Origin of the sequence: Mammaliicoccus sp. G-M28 (assembly GCF_022386595.1) — a bacterium.
Taxonomy (GTDB): domain Bacteria; phylum Bacillota; class Bacilli; order Staphylococcales; family Staphylococcaceae; genus Mammaliicoccus; species Mammaliicoccus fleurettii.
Genome location: NZ_JAJNIF010000001.1, coordinates 366700 through 384222 on the forward strand (window position 1 = coordinate 366700; position 17523 = coordinate 384222).

Below are 17523 nucleotides of genomic sequence, written 5' to 3' on the forward strand. Positions count from 1 at the left end.
AAGTCTAAAGAAAGATTTCTCCTCTCTAGACTTTGTATCATTTAAGCATTTGTGAAAGCATCATGCAATTTAGATAGTTCCTTTTCTAAACTTGCCATAAGTGTCTGACCCTTTTCTCTATCAACAAGTCCAATTTGTACTGCAAAATCTACTTCCTTTTGAAGACCAAACATTTGCGTATCTAAAACTTCCTCGTATAAAGGACATTGAGGCATTGTTAAGTTGTCCATTTGTACCTTTATTAACTGAAGGATTTTTTCAGAATCGTTATATAATTGGTCATATGCCTTTTGACAAATTTCTGAATCGTTATGCATGACATACTCCCCCTTAATTTTTTATGTTTCTATACTTATAAAATTTTAGACTAGAAATGTGAAAATTGCAAGCGAAAACAGAAGGTTATTAATTACAAGTATGTTAAAATTAAATTGTGAATTTGATAGGAGTGAAAAAATTGATACAAATTAAAGGGAATTCAAAATTTACTATTACACTAGACGCAACAACTTGGATATTTGATGATCGTAAAGTAAAAATTGAAGATTTAGAACAAGGAATCTTTAATGGAGAAAGACCAATTGAATTTGAGAACAATGTAGCATGGAACCGTGCTATTTTAGAAGGTGCTACAATGCCACCTACTTTAAATAGCGAAACAACTTACAAAAAACGTTCATTTCTACAAGAAAGCTTCGTAATTAATGCAATGCCTTTCATAAAGAATTCTGAACCGAATGATAATGCGACTAAAGTTGTTTTAAAAAATGATACTGATTCAATAGAAATACCGATTGAAAACTGGCCATACTTATTCTTCCACTTTTCTAAAGAAGGAAAAATGATTTATAAAGATGGTAAGATTGATGCTTTCACTTATGATCAAGAAAATGGATATCAAAATAAATTCAGCTATGTAGCTGAAATTGAGGTTGTTTAACCATGATTATGAAAGCTAAATGTATAATCTGTGATTCTATCGTTAATTTAGATTCTAAATCTAAAGAAGCAAAACGACTAAGAAATCACCCTATTCGTACATTTATGTGTGATGACTGTAAAAGTAAATTAGATAAACCAAAATCTTAGAAATAAAAAAAGGCAGCTCACAATGAGCTACCTTTTTTTATTGTTGTTTTTGGCTACGTCTTTCTTTATGAAGTCTGTAGCGATAAAGACCTAAAACAATTGCTGCTATTATTAAACTTTCTCCTACAGGTAAAAATACTGCAAGAAATGTTAATAATAAACAACCTAAAAACAGTAATATATAGATAATAATGTTTTGCCAAAACTTAAGTTTTCTTGCAAACCCTAAATTATAAACTATCGCACTTAATACGAATATTGTTAATAATAAAAGCCACATACCAAGCTCTGGGTTCTCATCTACTCTAAATAACTTACCAAAAAATGAAAGCCTGTCTGTTGGATTAACACTTACATTTTTAGCAACTAAGAGCATCTATATCACTCCTCTTCTTGTTCAGCCATTTTTTGTCTCTTCTGAGCTCTTTCTCTTTCTGATTTATCTAAGATTTTTTTTCTTAAACGAATAGATTCTGGTGTTACTTCTACTAATTCATCATCATTCAAGTATTCTAATGCTTCTTCAAGTGTTAAAATTCTTGGTTTTTTCATAGTAGTTGTTTGTTCTTTTGTAGCTGAACGAATATTGTTAGCTGCTTTAACTTTTGTAATGTTTACAGTTAGGTCATTTTCACGAGTGTTTTCCCCAACGATCATTCCTTCATATACTTCTGTTCCAGGTTCCATGAAGTTTACGCCTCTATCTTCTAAGTTCATGATAGCATAAGTACTTGCTACACCTTTATCGATAGAAACAAGAACACCATTTCTTCTTCCGCCAATACGTCCTTTAATTCTTGGACGATATGAATCGAATGTATGGTTAATAATTCCATAACCACGAGTCATTGACATGAATTCAGTTGAGTAACCAATTAATCCACGAGCTGGTACCATAAAGATTAATTTAGTTTGACCATTTTCGTTAGATTGCATATCTAACATTTCACCTTTACGAGAACCTAATGATTCAATAATTGCACCAGTATATTCATCTGGTACGTCAATTTGAACACGTTCGTATGGCTCTGATTTAACACCATCAACGTCTTTAACAATAACTTGAGGTTTAGAAACTTGCAATTCAAAACCTTCACGTCTCATATTTTCAATTAAAATAGATAAATGTAATTCCCCACGTCCAGCAACTACCCATGAATCAGGTGATTCAGTTGGTGTTACACGTAAAGATACGTCTGTTTCTAATTGAGTTTCTAATCTTTCTTCGATTTTACGAGCAGTAACAAAAGTACCCTCTTTACCAGCAAATGGTGAATTATTTACTGAGAAAGTCATTTCTAATGTTGGTTCATCAATACGTAGAACAGGTAATGCTTCAACATTATCATGAGGTGTAACTGTTTCACCAACGTTGATATCTTCCATACCACTTACTGCGATTAAGTCGCCAGCGTATGCTTCATCAATTTCAACACGGTTTAAACCAAAGAAACCAAATATTTTAGATACTCTGAAGTTTTTAACAGTACCATCAATTTTAACTAGTGAAACTTGTTGTCCAACTTTTATTGTACCTCTAAATACACGTCCAACTCCGATACGTCCAACATAGTCATTATAATCTAATAATGCAACTTGGAATTGTAACGGTTCATCTCTATTATCAATAGGTGCAGGAACGTAATCTAAAATTGTTTCATATAGACATTGCATGTTTTCATCTTGTTTGTCAGCATCTAAACTTGCTGTACCACTTAATGCAGAAGCATATACAACTGGGAATTCAAGTTGTTCGTCATTAGCATCTAATTCGATAAATAAATCTAATACTTCATCTACAACTTGTTCTGCTCTAGCAGAAGGTTTGTCTATTTTGTTCACTACTACTACTGGTTTTAAATTTTGTTCTAGTGCTTTTTTAAGTACAAAACGTGTTTGTGGCATTGTTCCTTCGTATGCATCTACAACTAAAACGACACCATCAACCATTTTCATAATACGCTCAACTTCTCCTCCGAAGTCAGCATGTCCAGGTGTATCTAATATGTTAATACGGTGTTCTTTATAATCTATCGCCGTATTCTTTGCTAAAATTGTAATTCCTCGTTCTTTTTCTATATCATTTGAATCCATCGCACGTTCTGCTATATGTTCATTTTCACGAAAAATACCTGATTGTTTTAATAATTCATCAACTAGTGTTGTTTTTCCGTGGTCAACGTGGGCAATAATTGCAATGTTACGTACATTCTCTCTTAAATTAGTCATGCAAAAAATTTTCCTCTCCGATTTAAAATTAATCGACTTTTTATTCGACTTATATTTATAACTTGATAATTATAACATAAAACGCTAGAAAAATAACTATTATTGAACATATTTACTCAAATTCCCATTTTTTTAATTAAGTAGTTTGATAACAACCGGTTGATTTTTATAAACATGTGACGCATAATAAAGTAATGAAAACGGTTAAAGGATGGATATAAATGAAAAAATCTAAAGCAATCTTTGTACTACTTGCTTTAATTGTAACATTTTTCCTTTTAGTGTTTAGCTTTGCATTAGCTGAAGGTTCTATTTTGTTTATGCTATTAGCAGTTTTGCTAATCGTCGCAACAATGGGATTTGGTTTTACACTTAAAAAGAAATACCGTGAAAACGGCTGGCTATAATCATAAACGACATAATATGTGCTTGGGACATAAATCCTAACTCAAAATAAATAAGCATATCACTTAACTGAACTTTTCAGTTTTACAGTGATATGCTTGTTTTTTTATCTTACGATTTTGTACGTGCATGCTTGCTTAGGGGTATGGTTCGAGCCCGTAGTCTCTCACACATACTATTCCCTCAGGCGTCAGCACTTCACAAAATCGTTACCAATATCTATTTTTATAAAATCTTACGATTTTGTTCGTGCATGCTTGCCTAGGGGTATGGCTCGAGCCTGTAGTCTCTCACACATACTATTCCCTCAGGCGTCAGCACTTCACAAAATCGTTGCTAATAGCTATTTTTATAGAAAAATGAGATAAGTTGTAGATTAATCCATTAGTTAATCGAAGAGTTCTGCCAAGTCTTAGATTAAGTCGTAAGTTAATCGAAGAGTTCAACCAAGTTGTAGATTAAGTCACTAGTTAATCGAAGAGTTCAACCAAGTTGTAGATTAAGTCACTAGTTAATCGAAGAGTTCGGCCAAGTTGTAGATTAAGTCGTAAGTTAATCGAAGAGTTCAACCAAGTTGTAGATTAAGTCACTAGTTAATCTACGACATCCCAAAATATTTTATACAAAAAATAAGTGCAGAAATTCAGGCTTACTAATGAATTTCTGCTCTTATTAAATTTCTAGGACGTTTATGTCCAAGCTTTATTTCAATTTGTGATTTAGATAAATTATTTTTTAAACTCTATGATTTACCTCTAAATCTATCATTATGAATTTGTTCTAATAGTGCTTTATGTGGTAAAAAGTATTCATTGAATAATTCGTGATGTATAGACTTATTACCTACTAATATAGAATTTGCTTCTAATATGTTTAACTTTTCTCCTAATTGATTCGTGACAACAGCGCCTACTTCTTCAGCGATTATTAATCCACCTGCAAAGTCCCATGGTTGTAATCTCATTGTCAAATATGCACTCGTAATACCTTTAGCTACATTCGCAAAATCTAATGCTGCTGATCCATATGCTCTAGTACTTCTAGCATCGTCTACTATAGGCACATAAATATCAGAAAGTTTTTCTTTTGTTAACCAAAGTGGATTTGTTGATATCAAACTCGTTTTCAATTCAGTATCTTCTAGTGGTTTTAGTTGTTCATCATTTAGCCATGCCCCTTTACCAGCTAAAGCATGATACATCTTATCATTCATTACATCATATACAAATCCTGCATATTTCTCTCCATCGATATATATACCAATAGATATTGCAAAATTCTCTTGTTGGTGAACAAAATTCAATGTCCCATCAATTGGATCAACTATCCATAATACGCCATCAGTATCTTTAATATCTTTGCCATGTCCCTCTTCACCTAAAATTCTATGATTTGGGTATGCAGACATAATATTATTAAATAATCTATCTTCTGTTTCTTTATCTATATTTGTTACTAAATCATTTGGATTGGATTTAGTTTCAATTTGAATTTCTTCATCTATTGATTCTCTAATAACTTTGCCTGCGTCATTAATAATTTGATATGCGAACTTGTATATTTCCATGACAAAACCTCCTATGTTATTTTTATATTAGCATTGTTCTTTATATATTCAAAAAAAATTATGATAAAATATACATATGTACCATAGATTTAAGGAGGACAACTATGACTAAGTATACTTTTAAACAAAAAGATTTTAAAGTCTTTAGTGTTGACGGTTTAGAAAATAGAATGCAAGCACTAGATGAACATGTAAGACCACAATTGAACGCTTTAGGTGAAAAATACACAAATTATTTAACAAACAATACTGGAGATACTTTTTATTATCATGTAGCAAAACACGCTCGTAGAACAGTAAACCCACCGAAAGATACATGGGTAGCATTCGCTACTAATCAACGCGGTTATAAAATGTTACCCCATTTTCAAATAGGATTATTTGAATCTCAATTATTTATTATGTTTGGCGTTATGCATGAAAATAAAAATAAAGGAAATATGGCTGATTTCTTAAATAAAAATATACACCTATTAGAAGAACTTCCAAGTGACTATTCATTATGCTTTGATCATTATAATATTGATAAGTCGCCAATTGACTCATTATCAAAAGCTGACTTAAAACATCATATTAAAAGGCTGAAAGATATTAAAAAGGCTGAGTTTTTCATAGCTAGAACTTTAGATCCAAAATCAGAAGTGTTAAAAACAGATAAATCCTTTACTGAATATTTAGATGAAACATTTGATGAATTGATCAAATTCTATAGTTAGTCATTGCCTAATTCGAATATAATTAAACAAATTTTACTAGGCAACTTTTATTTCTGATATTTAAAAATATAAAACTCTCTCAATCCATAAATAAATCGGATTGAGAGAGTTTTATAGTGGGTATAAATGATATTTCATACTCTAGTTAAATTAATAAATATATGGATCGTCGTCTTTTTTCTTTTTATCAGTCTCATCTAAATTGTTTACTTGTTTTTCATTTGATTCAAAGTTATTTCGATTATTGTCGTTTGATTCAAAGTTATTTTGATTATTGTTTAAATCGTTTTGAAAGTTAACATCTTCGAATTGATTGTTTGTTTTGTTCTTTCTAACCAATAACATGATTCCCGCAACAATTAATAGTAAGAATGATATAAAGTTCATAATCAATATTGATACTAAACCTGCTACTATTGCTAATACCCCTGATAAAATTCTTTGCTTTTTAACAAATATAATAGCAACTATTGTTAATAAGATGCTGATTACAAGTATTACAAGTGCATAATTTGTAAATCCAGCAAATGAATTCAACACTTGATCTGCAGATAGAGAACTAGGTATATCCTGCGTTCCTTGTATCTCTTCATTAAAAGAAGTTTTAAATTCTGATTTAAATTCTGGTGTTTTTGAAACAAATTTAATTACAAATGCAAATACAATTCCAATTAATGAAAACACTGCACCAATAATTAATAATGTATATTCAATCGTTCTTTTCATTTAAATCCTCCTAATTTTTGTCAATTCTAATTATCTCAATCTATAGTTTATTTTTCAACCTTATTTATCTTTTTTCTCAACATCTTGCTCAGAATTATTTTTTTCTTCAAAATAATTTTTCTGTTGTTGCATTCTTTTTTCGTAATTATTTCTTCTTTCAAATGTTGCATTTGGCTTTTCTTTTTTAACTTTCTTTTCTTTCTTTTGTCTACCAGGTTGAACTTGATACTCATCTGATTGAGTCGTTTCATAATTATAAGGATCTTGGTTTCTTTGACCTAAATCTTCTTGATTATTCACTTCATTTTGGTCAAATTCAACTTGCTCATTATTAAATTCATTCATTTGTTCATTTTGTTTTTGATGTTTTTGATGTTTTTTACTTCGAGATAAAACTTCTTCATTATTTGTAGTTTCACTATGAACTTCGTGTTGTTGTGATTCTACATGCTCTTCTTCTTTTGTATTTGGTTGATTTGCAATAAATGCTTTTTCGTTGTTTTGCTCATTTTTTTGTTGATACTTTGATTCCATTGGTTGAGATTGTCTAGACTCTGATTGTCTAGGCTGATTACTTACCCTACCTTGATTATCTTGAAAAGATTGTTGTTGTTCCATACCTTGTATAGGCAATATTTTATCTTTTCTTACAAATAATAAAATACTCACTATAAAGAAAAAGAGTGGCACTAAAACAATAAATAATGGAATTGTAATTATTGCTAAAAGTAAAAATACAATAGCTGCAAATACTCTCCATCTCATCATCACTAATCCTATAAATGAAAAGATTAAAACAATTATCAAATAAATAATAAATAGCCATATTCCATTTTGAATATTTAGTGCAACGTCACTAGCAGACAATAACTGTCCATTAGCAGTGATATTAATATTTAAACGATTAATTAACGATTCCAGTCTATTTAAATTGTTAGGATTATTTAATACTACAAGTGCTGCAAATAAAGACAATGCTGTAACACCTAATAAAATTATCCAAGAAAGCCAGCCTAAAAATTTTTCTACGCCTCTGCTAACTGGCTGCCTCACATGTTCTACATATGAATTCATCATATTTACCTCCTAATAATGAATTGGTTTCAATTATACCAAAAAAAGGGCTTCGTTTCTCACAAAGACCCTTTTAAATATTAATTTAATGACATCTTAAATTTTAAAAATGCTTCATTATAATTTGAAATGTTTTCTTTACCTAAATCTTCATATACTTCAAGTTTACTTCTAACTGTTGAATCTGGATAAAATCGTTCATCTTCTCTAACATTTTTATCTAATAGATTATATGAAGCTTTATTTGGTGTAGCATATCCTACCCACTCTGCATTTTGTTTACCATTTTCTTCTTCTAATAAGAAATTAATAAATTTATGTGCACCTTCAACATTTTGTGCTGTTTTTGGTATTACGAGATTATCAAACCATAAATTTGAACCTTCTTTTGGTACTACGAAGTCTAATTGATCATTTTCTGACATTATATCTGCAGCCATACCACTCCAAACCACAGCAACGTCAGATTCATTCTGAACCATCATTGTATTAATTTCATCACCAACAACCCCTCTTACATTTGGTGATAATTTAATTAATTTGTCTTGAGCTTTTTTAAGTTTTTGTTCATTTGTTTCATTTAAGCTTTCATGCATACTATTTAAAGAAAATCCAATTCCTTCACGAGATCCATCAACAATTAATACATCATCTTTCAGTCGCTTATCCCAAAGACTATTCCATGAATTGAAATTCATTCCTTTTGTTTTTTCAGGATTATACAATATACCAACTGTTCCCCAAAAGTATGGAATTGAATATTGATTTCCTCGATCAAAAGGCATATTCATAAATTCTTTATCTAAATTTTTCATATTTGGTAATTTCTTTTGATCAATTGGAATTAATAACTTTTCTTTTTTCATTTTTTCTACTGTATATTCACTTGGAACTGCAATGTCATATGACGTACCGCCGTTTTTAATTTTGGCCATCATTGCTTCATTTGAGTCAAACGTTTCATATACGACCTTTATACCAGTTTCTTTTTCAAACTTTTTAGTAAGTTCAGGGTCTATATATTCACCCCAATTGTAAACATATATAACATCTTTTTTACCTTTAGAAGGTGGCGGATCAATTAATTTAGTTGATAACATTAATAAAGCTCCAACGATTAATGAAATACCTACTAATTGCATTAATTGTTTCATCTTAATATGCCCCCTCTTTTTATGAAATAGTAACCTAAAATAAGTATCATCACTAATCCAAATAGTAAAGTAGAAATTGCATTGATTTCCATCGTAATTCCTTTTCTAGCCATAGAATAAACTTCTACTGATAAGACACTAAATCCACTACCAGTAACAAAGAAACTTACTGTAAAGTCATCTAAAGAATATGTGAGCGCCATAAAGAAACCACCAATTGCACCAGGCAATATATGAGGTATGATTACTTTAATTAATGTTTGCCACGAAGTTGCACCTAAATCTCTCGCTGCATCTATCATAGACGTATTCATATCATATAATTTTGGTAACACTAATAACACTACTATTGGCACACAAAAAGCAATATGTGAAATTAAAACTGACCAAAATCCTAATCCCATTCCTGTAAAATGACCTATAAATGTAAATAATAATAAGAATGAAGAACCGATTACAACATCAGAACTAACCATAAGTATATTATTTAATGTTAATAAACCGACTTTTAATTTTTTATTTCTTAAATAGTAAATTCCAATAGCTCCACATATACCAATTAATGTTGATATACTTGCAGCTAACAATGCAATTGCTATTGTATTTACTATAATAACAATTAACCGTTTATTTTGAAAAACAGATAAATAATGATCAAACGTAAAACCTTTAAAACTAGTCATATTACCAGCAGCATTAAATGAATAATAAATTAAAAAGAAAATCGGTAAGTATAAAAATACGAGTATAATTGATAAATATATTTTTCCAGTTATTTTCATACTATACCTCCTTATTTTCTGATTTAGATTTAGTTACAATCAATATAAATGCCATTGCTAATATTAGAAATACTGCAATCGTTGAACCCATTCCATAGTTTTGAGTAACTAAAAACTGTTCTTGAATTGCTGTACCTAAGTTCACGACTTTATTACCCGCAATTAATCTCGTAATCATAAACAAAGATAAGGCAGGTATAAATGTAATTTGAATACCTGTTTTGACACCTTCTAAAGTTAAAGGAACGACTACTCTTCTGAAAGTTGTGAAATGACTTGCACCTAAGTCTCTAGATGCTTGTAATAAATTTTCAGGTATTTCTTCCATAGAATTAAAAATTGGTAAAAGCATAAATGGAATATATATATAAACTGACACGATAATAAAAGCCGTACTCGTAAATAATAATTCAGTTGTAGGTACATTAAAGACATTTAATATTTTATTTAATAGTCCATCATGACTTAAAATACCGATAAAGGCATATGTTTTTAACAATAGATTAATCCAAGTAGGTAATATAATAAGTAAAAGTAATATCTCTTTAGCTTTGGCATTTCGTAATACAAGTGCTAGAGGATAACTAATTATTAAGCAAAAAAACGTAATAATAAATGCGTACCAAGCTGAACTTAAAGTCATTTCTAAATATGCACTTGTAAAAAAGTTTTTATAATTTTCAAAAGAAAAATGTCCATTAATATCAAGTAGTGATGAATAAAAAATCATAGCTATTGGTACAATAATGAATAAAGCGATCCAAATCATGTAAGGTACAAGTAATAATGATTTAATCTTATGCATTATCATCATCCTCATAACTTTCAATTCGACGATCAAATTCTTCTTCCGTTTCCCCTGGTAACATTATATGAATTGCTTCAGAATCAAAATCCAATCCTACAGTTTCACCAATAGTCGCTTTCTTAGTCGTTTGTATGATCCATTCATTTCCTTGCGCATCATAACAGCATATTTCATAATGGACACCTCTAAATAATTGAGAGTCTACAACTGCCGAAATTCTGCCTTCACTTTCTGATTTTATCGAAATGTCTTCAGGACGTATTACTACATCAACTTTTGCATCATTATTAAATCCAGCATCAACACATTCATAAGAAATGCCATACATCTCAACTTCATAGTCACGTTTCATTACACCACTCACAATATTTGATTCACCTATAAAATCAGCAACAAATTTATTTACAGGCTCATCATATATATCAACCGGCGTACCACTTTGTTGAATTTTTCCGTCTTTCATTACAAATATATAATCGCTCATTGCTAAAGCTTCTTCTTGATCGTGTGTAACAAATATAAATGTAATACCTAATCTTTGTTGTAATTCTCGTAATTCATATTGCATTTCAGTTCTCAGTTTTAAATCTAATGCTGAGAGTGGTTCATCTAAGAGAATAATTTCTGGTTCATTAGCTAATGCTCTCGCTATAGCTACTCTTTGTTTTTGACCACCACTCATTTCCGTAATTTTACGCTGTTCATATCCTTCAAGCTTTACTAATTTCAACGCTTCTTTTACTTTGATTTGTATGTCTTTTTTATTTAATTTCTTTATTTTTAATCCAAATGCTACATTATCGTATACGTTCAAATGCGGAAACAAAGCATAATCTTGAAATACTGTATTCACTTTTCTATTATTTGCTGGTACTTTGTTAATAATTTTGTTATTAAATAATATATTTCCATTTGATGCTGTTTCAAAGCCAGCTATTAATTTCAAAATAGTCGTTTTACCACATCCTGAGGGACCTAGTAATGTGTAAAATTTTCCTTCTTCAATTTCAAAACTGACATCATTTAATACTTGAATGTTATTAAAGTTTTTTGAAATACTTTCGAACTTTATGATTGGTTGTTTCATAAATTGCCTCCTATAAATACGATTCTGTAGCAACGATTAATACTTCTGCATCTTTCGATGATTCATTTAAAAACTGATGTTCTTCATGAGCTTTAAAATAAAAACATTCTCCGGTTTTTGCAGTGTAATTTTGCTTTCCAATTTTTAATGTTATATATCCTTTTTTTACATATGCAAATGTCTCTGAAGATGATGGACTAAATGTTTTATATTTTGAACCACTTTTTAAAGTTATAATGACTGGTTCCATTTCAAATTCATTTGAATCTGGTACTAACCATTTAATTTTGTACCCTAGATCATACTCATCATAAACAGTTTGTTCTTGTTTAGGATAATGGATGCGGGCTTGATATAATTTTTCGTTAAAAAATTCGCTCGGCTCAATACCTAATACATCTAATATATTTAAAAATGTTTCCATAGAAGGAGAAGATAAATTCCTTTCCAACTGTGAAATATATCCTTTTGATAAGTCTGTACGTTCTCCTAATTCTTCTTGAGTTAAATTTTTCTGATATCTTAAATTTTTAAGTTTTTCTCCAATATTCATAAATCCCCCAAAAAAGTGTGTTGTTTACTTTTACTAAACATTAAGTTTAGTACCTTTAATAAAATAACAGAAATTATTTTATTATTCAACACTTTTTTGGGGGATTCTAATATTTTTATTTAACTGAAATCGTAGATTGTCCATTATTTTCTTTTAATGCTTTTACTGCTTTATATCCATCATAACCACTTACTTCTTTAAATTCTTTATAAAAATTATTTTCATCTGATTTACCAGGCACAATTTTTTTAAAGTTTTTATATGCTTGGTTAAATTGTTCTTTATTTGTACTGCTTTCATACGCATCTTCAATATGATTGTAGAACTCAATCACTTGAATCATTTCTTCTTGTGTCCAATCAACGTCTATTGGATAACTATATTCCATTTACTTTTCTCCTTTACAAAAAAAGAATCACTGAATGAACAGTGATTCTTTAGTATTGTCAATGATTACATTGTATGGATAGGTGTTCCTAGAGCAACTTCAGCAGCTTCCATAGAAATTTCACCTAATGTTGGGTGAGCATGAATAGTTAATGATACGTCTTCAGCAGTCATTCCTGACTCAATTGCTAAACCTAATTCAGCAATTATATCTGAAGCACCAGTACCAGCTACTTGTGCACCAACTAATAATCCATTTTCTTTTAATGTTACAAGTTTAACGAAACCAGCAGTTTCATTTAAAGCTAAAGCACGACCATTTGCAGCAAATGGGAATTTAGCAGCTTTCACTTCTAAACCTTCTTCTTTAGCGCTAGCTTCTGTATGACCAACTGTTGCTAATTCTGGTTCTGTGAAACAAACTGCAGGGATTGCTAAGTAATCAACAGCAGATTTTTCACCAGAGATAGCTTCAGCAGCTACTTTAGCTTCATAACTTGCTTTATGTGCAAGTGGAGGTCCAGCAACGATATCACCAATTGCATAGATATTTTCAATTGAAGAACGGCTTTGTTCATCAACTTCAACTAATCCACGCTCTGATAATTTCAATCCTAATTCTTCTAGACCTAATTCATCAGTATTTGGACGACGTCCTACAGTAACTAATACATAGTCAGCTTCGATTTCTTTTGTTTCTCCGCCAGCTTCATAAGTAACTTTTACGCCATTATCAGTTTCTTCAGCAGATTTAGCCATTGCTTCAGTTACGATTTCAACGCCTTTTGCTTTAAGACCTTTTTTAACGATTTGAGTCATTTGTTTCTCAAATCCACCTAAGATATCTTTTGCACCTTCAAGGATTGTTACTTCAGAACCAAAGTTAGCATAAGCAGTACCTAGTTCAGAACCAATATATCCGCCACCAACTACTACTAATTTTTTTGGTACTTCTTGAAGTGCTAATGCACCAGTTGAATCAATTACACGTTTACCAAATTTGAAATTAGGAATTTCAATTGGACGTGAACCTGTAGCAATAATTGCATGTTTAAATGTATAAGTTTGAGATGCTTTGTCAGTCATAACTTTTAAGTTATTTTCATCTACAAAATATGCTTCACCTTTAGCTACTTCAATTTTGTTTCCTTTCATTAATCCAGCAACGCCGCCTGTTAATTTTTTAACTACGCCATTTTTGAATTCTTGAACTTTTTCAAAATTTAATGCAACTTTCTCAGCAACAACACCCATATCTTCTGAATGTTGTGCATTGTGGAAACGGTGTGATGCTGATAATAAAGCTTTAGATGGAATACAACCAACGTTTAAACAAACGCCACCTAATTCGCCTTTTTCGACGATTGTTACTTTTTGTCCTAATTGTGCTGCACGAATTGCTGCAACATAACCACCAGGACCTGCTCCAATTACTATAGTATCTGTTTCAATAGGAAAATCTCCAACTACCATTTTTACCCCTCCATTAATAATAATTCTGGATTATTTAATAATCTCTTAATATGATTCATTGCATTTTGTCCAGTAGCACCATCAATTTGTCTATGGTCGAAACTTAATGATAATGATAATACAGGTGCTGCTATAATTTCTCCATCTTTAACGATAGGTTTTTGAGCAATACGACCAATTCCTAAAATTGCAACTTCAGGATGGTTGATTACTGGAGTGAACCATTGTCCACCTGCTGAACCAATATTACTAATCGTACAAGTTGCGCCTTTCATTTCGTTAGCTTGTAATTTACCATCACGTGCTTTAACAGCTAATTCGTTGATTTCATCAGAAATCTCGAACATTGATTTATGATCAGCATTTTTAACTACTGGTACTAATAAACCACGATCAGTATCTGCAGCTATACCTACATTATAGTAATGTTTATGAACAATTTCACCATTTTCTTCATCAAATTCAGTATTTAATGCTGGATATTTCTTAAGTGCTGATACTAATGCTTTAACAACGTATGGTAAGAATGTTAATTTAGTACCTTGCTCAGCAGCAACTTCTTTGAATTTTTTACGGTGATCCCATAGTTCTTGAACATCAATTTCATCCATTAATGTTACGTGAGGCGCAGTGTGTTTAGAATTAACCATTGCTTTAGCAATTGCTTTACGCATAGCAGGGATTTTCTCACGAGTTTCAGGATATTCTCCTTCTGGAACTTGTGGAGTTTGTACAGCTTGTGTATCTTCGCTAGATGCTTGAGTTGCCTCTGCAGCTGGTTGTTCTGATTTAGAACCACCATTTAAGTATGCTTCAACATCATCTTTTAAAATACGACCGTTTTTACCTGAACCTGAAACAGCTTTAATGTTTACATCGTTATCACGAGCGAATTTACGAACTGAAGGCATAGCAATTACGCGTTTAGAATTATCAACGTCTTCTGATTGTGTTTCAGTAGTTGCTTCTTCTTTCGCTTCTTCTGCTGGAGCTTCATCTTTTGTTTCTTCTTCATCTTCATCATGACCTTTAAATTGTAAACCTTCTGCGTCTGGTGCATCAATTTTAACAATTGTATCACCAACAACAGATACAGTACCTTCTTCAACCATAACTTCTTCTACTTTACCTGCAACAGGTGATGGAATTTCAACGACTGATTTATCATTTTGTACTTCACATAATACATCGTCTTCTTGAATTTCGTCTCCTGCTTTAACAAACCATTTTACAATTTCACCTTCGTGGATACCTTCACCGATATCTGGTAATTTAAATTCGAATGACACGATTTTTTCCTCCTAAATATTAAATCCGTATTTTACTGCGCATTAAAATTCTAATGTTTCTTTAGCTTGCGCTACGATATCTTTTTTGTTTGGTAACCAAACACTTTCAGCTTGTGTGAATGGATAAATAGTGTCAGCAGCAGCTACACGTGCAATAGGAGCTTCTAATGAAAGAACTGCTCTTTCAGATATTTCTGCTACAACACTTGCACCAACGCCAGCTTGTTTTTGAGCTTCTTGTACAACAATAACACGGTTTGTTTTTTCAACTGATTTAACAATTGTTTCAACATCTAAAGGTTGAACAGTGATTAAGTCAATTACTTCAACTGAGTATCCGTCTTTTTCTAAGTCTTCTGCTGCTTTTAATGATTCTTGAACCATAGCACCATAAGTGATGATAGTTAAGTCAGTACCTTCACGTTTAACTTTAGCTTTACCGATTTCTACTTCGTACTCTTCTTCAGGTACTTCTTCACGGAATGAACGGTATAACTTCATGTGTTCTAAATATACAACTGGATCATTACTGCGGATTGCAGAAATTAAAAGTCCTTTAGCATCATATGGGTTTGAAGGAATAACAACTTTCAAACCTGGAGATTGTGCCATTAAGCCTTCTAAGTTATCAGCATGTAATTCAGGTGTATGTACACCACCACCGAATGGAGCACGGATTGTTACTGGTGCTGTTTTTGAGTTACCTGAACGGAAACGATGACGAGCTATTTGACCTGCAATTGAGTCCATAACTTCAAATACGAAACCAAAGAATTGGATTTCCATGACAGGACGGTAACCTTCAAGCGTTAAACCTAAAGCTAGACCACCAATACCTGATTCAGCTAGAGGTGTATCAAATACACGATCTTCACCGAATTCTTTTTGTAAACCTTCTGTTGCACGGAATACACCGCCGTTTACACCAACGTCTTCACCGAATAATAAAACATCTTCGTCTCTTTTTAATTCGTTTTGAAGCGCATTGTTAATCGCTTGAATCATTGTCATTTGTGCCATGACTTATTTCGACTCCTTCTCTTTGTAAATTTCATATTGTTCAGCTAAGTTATGAGGCATTTCTTCATACATATTTTCCATTAAGTCTGTTACTTTTTGTTTAGGAGTATTGTCTGCCTCTTTAATTGCTGTTTTAATTTCTTCTTTTGCTTTTTCCATAACTTCGTTTTCTTTTTCTTCAGACCATAAGTTTTTAGCTTCAAGATATTTTCTGAAACGAACTAATGGGTCTTTCTTTTCCCAATCTGAATCTTCATCTGAAGTTCTATAACGAGTTGGGTCGTCACCAGCCATTGTATGAGGACCATAACGGTAAGTTAATGTTTCAATTAGAGATGGGCCATCACCATTAACAGCACGATCACGAGCTTGTTTAGTTACAGCATATACAGCTAATGCATCCATACCGTCAACTAATACACCTGGAATACCAACTGCTACTGATTTTTGAGCTAATGTTTTAGCTGCAGTTTGTTTGTCACGAGGTGTTGAAATCGCATAGTTGTTATTTTGAATTACGAAGATTGCAGGTGCTTTATAAGCAGATGCAAAGTTAATACCTTCATAGAAATCACCTTGTGAAGAACCACCGTCACCAGTGTAAGTAATTGCAACATTTTTCTTACCACGTTTTTTAATACCAAGTGCTACACCAGCAGTTTGGATAAACTGTGCACCAATAATAATTTGTGGACTTAATGCATTTACACCTTCTGGGAATTGGTTACCAATAAAGTGTCCACGTGAGAATAAGAACGCTTTAGTTAGTGGTAAACCATGCCAAATTAATTGTGGAACATCACGATAACCTGGAAGTACATAATCTTCTTTTTCTAACGCATAATGTGAAGCTAATTGTGAAGCTTCTTGACCAGCTGTTGGTGCATAGAAACCTAAACGACCTTGTCTATTTAATGAAATAGAACGTTGATCTAGAACACGTGTCCAAACCATTCTTTCCATTAATTCAACAAGTTCTTCGTCAGACAAGTCTGGTAATAAATCATTATTTACGACATTTCCTTCTTCATCTAACACTTGAATCATTTCAAAATTAGACTCTATTTCATTTAAAGTCGATACTGCATCGAATTGGGCTTTTTTTCTCGGAGCCATTCAATTCACCATACCTTTCCCTATATTAGATATTCATTTCTAATTCAG

The 17523-nt window shown here is 31.6% G+C and carries 20 protein-coding genes; 4 read left to right on the forward strand and 16 right to left on the reverse strand.

The window, feature by feature from the left end:
- Positions 1 to 41: 41 nt before the first annotated feature.
- On the reverse strand, positions 42 to 317 hold the full coding sequence (locus tag LQ609_RS01710; RefSeq protein WP_016911324.1) for an Fpa/YlaN family protein: 276 nt from the start codon (positions 315 to 317) through the stop codon (positions 42 to 44).
- A 140-nt stretch (positions 318 to 457) separates the two neighbouring features.
- Here LQ609_RS01710 and LQ609_RS01715 point away from each other — a divergent pair, with 140 nt between their 5' ends.
- Both LQ609_RS01715 and LQ609_RS01720 read left to right on the forward strand, forming a co-directional pair.
- Positions 458 to 940 carry a hypothetical protein gene (locus tag LQ609_RS01715; RefSeq protein WP_078356811.1) on the forward strand — a complete coding sequence of 161 codons (483 nt, stop codon included), beginning with the start codon at positions 458 to 460 and terminating at the stop codon, positions 938 to 940.
- A gap of 5 nt (positions 941 to 945) precedes the next feature.
- A complete protein-coding gene (locus LQ609_RS01720) occupies positions 946 to 1089 on the forward strand; it encodes a DUF2197 domain-containing protein (protein ID WP_078356889.1) in 144 nt (47 codons plus the stop codon).
- Positions 1090 to 1126: 37 nt separating this feature from the next.
- On the opposite strand, the gene LQ609_RS01725 is transcribed toward LQ609_RS01720, so the two are convergent.
- Both LQ609_RS01725 and typA read right to left on the reverse strand, forming a co-directional pair.
- On the reverse strand, positions 1127 to 1465 hold the full coding sequence (locus tag LQ609_RS01725; protein WP_078356810.1) for a YlaH-like family protein: 339 nt from the start codon (positions 1463 to 1465) through the stop codon (positions 1127 to 1129).
- A gap of 5 nt (positions 1466 to 1470) precedes the next feature.
- Positions 1471 to 3318, reverse strand: coding sequence for a translational GTPase TypA (gene typA / locus LQ609_RS01730; protein ID WP_078356809.1), 1848 nt, complete (start codon positions 3316 to 3318; stop codon positions 1471 to 1473).
- Positions 3319 to 3539: 221 nt separating this feature from the next.
- On the opposite strand from typA, the gene LQ609_RS01735 reads away from it, so the two are divergent.
- The gene (locus LQ609_RS01735; protein ID WP_016911319.1) at positions 3540 to 3725 is read left to right on the forward strand and encodes a DUF5325 family protein; all 186 of its coding nucleotides are present in this window, start codon (positions 3540 to 3542) and stop codon (positions 3723 to 3725) included.
- A gap of 740 nt (positions 3726 to 4465) precedes the next feature.
- On the opposite strand, the gene LQ609_RS01740 is transcribed toward LQ609_RS01735, so the two are convergent.
- The gene (locus LQ609_RS01740; protein ID WP_078356807.1) at positions 4466 to 5290 is read right to left on the reverse strand and encodes an inositol monophosphatase family protein; all 825 of its coding nucleotides are present in this window, start codon (positions 5288 to 5290) and stop codon (positions 4466 to 4468) included.
- Positions 5291 to 5394: 104 nt separating this feature from the next.
- On the opposite strand from LQ609_RS01740, the gene LQ609_RS01745 reads away from it, so the two are divergent.
- Entirely contained in the window at positions 5395 to 6006 is a 612-nt protein-coding gene (locus LQ609_RS01745) for a YktB family protein (protein ID WP_115337599.1), read from the forward strand.
- A 150-nt stretch (positions 6007 to 6156) separates the two neighbouring features.
- On the opposite strand, the gene LQ609_RS01750 is transcribed toward LQ609_RS01745, so the two are convergent.
- The 12 genes from LQ609_RS01750 to pdhA all read right to left on the reverse strand — a co-directional run bounded on the left by LQ609_RS01750 (position 6157) and on the right by pdhA (position 17475).
- Entirely contained in the window at positions 6157 to 6732 is a 576-nt protein-coding gene (locus tag LQ609_RS01750; RefSeq protein ID WP_078356805.1) for a DUF4064 domain-containing protein, read from the reverse strand.
- 60 nt (positions 6733 to 6792) lie between these two features.
- A complete protein-coding gene (locus tag LQ609_RS01755) occupies positions 6793 to 7806 on the reverse strand; it encodes a DUF4064 domain-containing protein (protein WP_239734254.1) in 1014 nt (337 codons plus the stop codon).
- A gap of 80 nt (positions 7807 to 7886) precedes the next feature.
- Positions 7887 to 8960, reverse strand: coding sequence for an ABC transporter substrate-binding protein (locus LQ609_RS01760; RefSeq protein ID WP_078356803.1), 1074 nt, complete (start codon positions 8958 to 8960; stop codon positions 7887 to 7889).
- Positions 8957 to 9742, reverse strand: coding sequence for an ABC transporter permease (locus LQ609_RS01765; RefSeq protein ID WP_239734255.1), 786 nt, complete (start codon positions 9740 to 9742; stop codon positions 8957 to 8959). Before LQ609_RS01765 ends, LQ609_RS01760 begins: the two co-directional genes overlap by 4 nt.
- Position 9743: 1 nt before the next feature.
- Entirely contained in the window at positions 9744 to 10547 is an 804-nt protein-coding gene (locus tag LQ609_RS01770; RefSeq protein ID WP_078356801.1) for an ABC transporter permease, read from the reverse strand.
- Positions 10540 to 11637 (reverse strand): ABC transporter ATP-binding protein, encoded by a 1098-nt coding sequence (locus LQ609_RS01775; RefSeq protein ID WP_239700574.1) that lies wholly within the window; start codon positions 11635 to 11637, stop codon positions 10540 to 10542. Before LQ609_RS01775 ends, LQ609_RS01770 begins: the two co-directional genes overlap by 8 nt.
- Before the next feature lie 10 nt (positions 11638 to 11647).
- On the reverse strand, positions 11648 to 12190 hold the full coding sequence (locus LQ609_RS01780) for a helix-turn-helix domain-containing protein (protein ID WP_078356799.1): 543 nt from the start codon (positions 12188 to 12190) through the stop codon (positions 11648 to 11650).
- A 115-nt stretch (positions 12191 to 12305) separates the two neighbouring features.
- A complete protein-coding gene (locus LQ609_RS01785; RefSeq protein ID WP_078356798.1) occupies positions 12306 to 12578 on the reverse strand; it encodes a UPF0223 family protein in 273 nt (90 codons plus the stop codon).
- A 65-nt stretch (positions 12579 to 12643) separates the two neighbouring features.
- Positions 12644 to 14050, reverse strand: coding sequence for a dihydrolipoyl dehydrogenase (gene lpdA / locus LQ609_RS01790; protein ID WP_078356797.1), 1407 nt, complete (start codon positions 14048 to 14050; stop codon positions 12644 to 12646).
- Positions 14051 to 14052: 2 nt separating this feature from the next.
- Positions 14053 to 15339: a dihydrolipoamide acetyltransferase family protein gene (locus LQ609_RS01795; protein ID WP_107509335.1), complete on the reverse strand. Its 1287-nt coding sequence runs from the start codon at positions 15337 to 15339 to the stop codon at positions 14053 to 14055.
- Between the two features lie 42 nt (positions 15340 to 15381).
- Positions 15382 to 16359 (reverse strand): alpha-ketoacid dehydrogenase subunit beta, encoded by a 978-nt coding sequence (locus LQ609_RS01800; protein ID WP_078356795.1) that lies wholly within the window; start codon positions 16357 to 16359, stop codon positions 15382 to 15384.
- A 3-nt stretch (positions 16360 to 16362) separates the two neighbouring features.
- Positions 16363 to 17475, reverse strand: a complete 1113-nt coding sequence (gene pdhA, locus LQ609_RS01805; RefSeq protein WP_078356794.1) for a pyruvate dehydrogenase (acetyl-transferring) E1 component subunit alpha — start codon at positions 17473 to 17475, stop codon at positions 16363 to 16365.
- Between the last annotated feature and the right edge of the window lie 48 nt (positions 17476 to 17523).